Below are 2,002 nucleotides of genomic sequence, written 5' to 3'. Positions count from 1 at the left end.
AAATGTATATCGTTGGCAGAAGAAATTATTTAGACCAATGATCAAAAACTTCATTGATGACTTTATTCTCGATAAAAATCATCTGCTACCACAGAGAATCTATAAATAATACTGCGTAAGTCCTATAATACTAGATTTCTTTTATAAATCATTTTTTGATGACTGAAAATTATTTGTAGTGTCAAAATTAAAAAATAGAATTTCGCAGGTACTGGATTTATGAGTATGGCATGGATGCCATACGTTTCCCATCACGACAGGGAAGTTGTGTATGGGAAACAAAAGGTTTTTGTCTACTTTTGACCTTTCAAAAGTAGAAAGATTGCCTACGCAAAGGCATTAAAATGAATCCAATTAAATGAGGCCGTGCTGATTTTAAAAAATTGAATTTTTGGAAAAATCATGGAAAATCAATCGAGTGCATGTGGAAAATTTAAAACAGTGTAAAGAAAGTAGCTAAATAAAAAAGCCTTTGAATATTCAAAGGTTTTTGACTTTAATGCTTGGAAACATTTAATTTTTCAATGATTTCAGCCAAGCCTTTAATCCGTTTGACCTCGTTCCACAATTCTTTAGCTTCAGGATAATGTTTGGACATCATGCCGAGCCACTGTTTATAGCGTCCCACCATATTCACTTCTTTTTTATAGGGACCATTCAGGAAACGAATTTGCAAAGCCAATAATTCATTCCAGGTGATCAAGGCTTCGTCAGTATTCTGACGGATACATTGGGTGATATCCGGTGTGGTTACAGCAGCTCGGCCAATCATCAAATCTTCACAGCCAGATTCAAGTTGGCATTGTTTGGCATCTGCATTGGTCCAAATTTCACCATTGGCAATGACATTGATGTTTAAGGCTTCACGAATCGGTTGCAACTGATCCCAAAATGCAGGAGGGGTATAGCCTTCCGCCTTGGTACGTGCATGCACTGTGACCCAGGCAGCACCAGCATCCTCAATGGCATGAGCATTTTCCAGGGTAAATTTTCTGTCCATATAGCCTAAGCGCATTTTGGCAGAAACCGGAATATGTTTAGGTACTGCATCACGCACAGCCTTGACAAGCAGATGTACCACGTCGGGTTCATCCAGCAGCACTGAACCGCCACGGTGACGATTAACCGTTTTTGCAGGGCAACCGAAATTCATATCAATGGCAGGAGCACCCAGCTCCACGGCACGAATGGCATTGGCTGCCAGCATTTCAGGATTATTTCCTAAAAACTGTACATGCACAGGTGTGCCAGCAGCGGTTTTACCCTCATTGAGGAGTTCCGGGCAGTAATTATGATAGACATGATCGGGAAGCACTGAATCGGTGACACGAATGAACTCGGTTACACACCAGTCAAAGCTGCCCACAGACGTGAGTACATCACGCATAATGGGGTCTGTTAAGCCTTCCATGGGTGCAAGGATGAGTTTCACAGTGATGTCTACCCGTTAAATTTGAAAAACGGTGTTATACGTTTTTTTATGCATGCTGTCTAGGAAAAGGTCTTTGAAATATTGTAGTGTGAGATAGGTCTTAACCCTTATATTTCGTATTGTTATTCCTAAGTAGAAATATCCTGTTTTTAACTGCAAGAGTCAAAAACAGGATTTAAATCTCTTTGTTAGACATAGTGATCAACATATCAAATGCATATTCAATCCATGATTTTGATGTATACCATAGACTAGACATTTTAATTAATAAGAATACAGATACTTTAAATGTAAGCATCCGGCTAACACAGCCTTACCAAGCGATCCTATAAGCCTTAATTTAGTTCCCACCTAAAAACAAGTGGGGACTTAATCCATGAACATGGATATATATTCAGCAACACCTCCTGTTGCTAAAAAACGCAGAAAATACAGCAAAGAATGGCTTTGTTGCACAAAGATTTGAAATGCAAAGCGCCCCTAATTGAGCCAAATTTAAGGCGTAACTTGGGTAAGTGGTCGACCTAATTCCGTAAATCTATTAAGGACTGCTACACGTGCATGGATCTC

General features: G+C 39.4%; 1 protein-coding gene and 2 pseudogenes. 2 read left to right on the top strand and 1 reads right to left on the bottom strand.

Annotated features, from left to right (window positions below; all coding sequences use genetic code 11):
- A pseudogene (locus FTU91_RS16250) lies at positions 1–109 on the top strand (IS701 family transposase); the annotation flags it as partial.
- 387 nt (positions 110–496) lie between these two features.
- On the opposite strand, the gene FTU91_RS16245 reads toward FTU91_RS16250, so the two are convergent.
- The gene (locus tag FTU91_RS16245) at positions 497–1,432 is read right to left on the bottom strand and encodes a tRNA-dihydrouridine synthase (RefSeq protein ID WP_180042517.1); all 936 of its coding nucleotides are present in this window, start codon (positions 1,430–1,432) and stop codon (positions 497–499) included.
- Positions 1,433–1,808: 376 nt separating this feature from the next.
- Between FTU91_RS16245 and FTU91_RS16240 the strand changes: the two are divergent.
- A pseudogene (locus tag FTU91_RS16240) lies at positions 1,809–1,877 on the top strand (IS66 family insertion sequence element accessory protein TnpB); the annotation flags it as partial.
- Positions 1,878–2,002 lie beyond the last annotated feature (125 nt).

The sequence above is a fragment of the Acinetobacter sp. YH12201 genome (assembly GCF_013418145.1).
Taxonomy (GTDB): domain Bacteria; phylum Pseudomonadota; class Gammaproteobacteria; order Pseudomonadales; family Moraxellaceae; genus Acinetobacter.
The sequence above is the reverse complement of the archived record's forward strand: the minus strand, read 5'-3'. Positions and strand labels throughout refer to the sequence as shown.